General features: G+C 55.6%; 1 protein-coding gene. It reads left to right on the top strand.

Going from position 1 to position 1177, the window contains the following annotated elements:
• Nucleotides 1–35: 35 nt before the first annotated feature.
• On the top strand, nt 36–1177 hold a 1142-nt coding region (locus tag HMPREF2734_RS04010; protein WP_168163598.1), incomplete at its 3' end, for an integrase core domain-containing protein.

The raw sequence follows: 1177 nt of genomic DNA, 5'->3' as shown, positions 1-1177 counted from the left end.
TCACGTTGCAAGAGCAGGGGCTAGACTACGGCCCGTTGTCGATCTTTTACCACCTGTTCGACACAATCGGCCCGGAGCGCACTCCATCTCGGTCGACCATCGCGGATTGGCTGCACGACGCTGGAGTAGTTGACGCGAATGCCCGCAAGCGCCCACGCAGTTCGTATAAGCGGTTTGCCCGCGACTTTGTGTGTGAACTGTGGCAGATCGATGCTGTGGTCTACCGGCTATTCGACGTCGAACATACCCAGGTCACGATCTATCAAGTTATTGATGACGCCAGCAGATTCGATGTTGGCACAAAAGCGTTTCCCCGGCCTGAAAACGGCGAGGATGCTCGCATCACCTTGAAAGAAGCATTCGACCGATACCGCAAACCGCAGGAAATCTTGTCGGACAACAGTGAAGCGTTTGCCACCTACCATCGCGGTCGTCTATCAGCCACAGAAGTTTGGTTGGCGAAGCAAGGTGTGCTGGCAATTGCTGGCTTCGCCCCAACTACGCAAGGCAAAGACGAACGCTCCCACCGCACGTTGGTGCAGTTTCTCGATGCACGCACACCGGAAACATTCGACGAACTGCAAAAAGCGCTTGCGGCCTACCGCGAGGTCTACAACAAACATCGGCGACATCAAAGCCTGCTCGTCGGCAAGATGCACATCACGCCCGAACAAGCCTGGGAAACGTTCCCGCAGGCTGAATCACCTACAACTCCGCTTGATCCTGAAGCGGTCTGGCAGCGCGTTGTCGACTACAACCTCGCCAACAACCCCCATGCAAAGCCGAAGCATGCATACACAAACGACCCCGGGGAAGCTGCCACTTCACCCAGGGTCAACACCGATCGTGCAATCACCACGCCAGGTGCATCGCATACGGATACGACCAGCATAGACCCGTATGAAGCAGTCAAAAAGCAGCGCTTTGATATCCCCTTGGAACTGACCATCAGCCGCCACGGGGCAGTTCATATCCTCGGATACCCGCTGTATGTCGGATTGAGATTCAAAAGCCGCAAACTGCTCAGCCACGTTACTGCCGATAACGTCGCTGAATTCTTCACCGCACACGACGGAGAATTCCTCTTCAGTGTGCCGCTACCGATCAAGCTCAAACACCGCCCAGCCGGCGGAGTAATCAACATCAACCACGTCGAAGGCATGAAACACCGCCAACC

Source organism: Corynebacterium sp. HMSC055D05, from assembly GCF_001810365.1.
In the GTDB taxonomy this organism is placed as follows: Bacteria; Actinomycetota; Actinomycetes; order Mycobacteriales; family Mycobacteriaceae; genus Corynebacterium; species Corynebacterium coyleae.
This window is presented reverse-complemented; position numbering and strand designations above follow the sequence as displayed.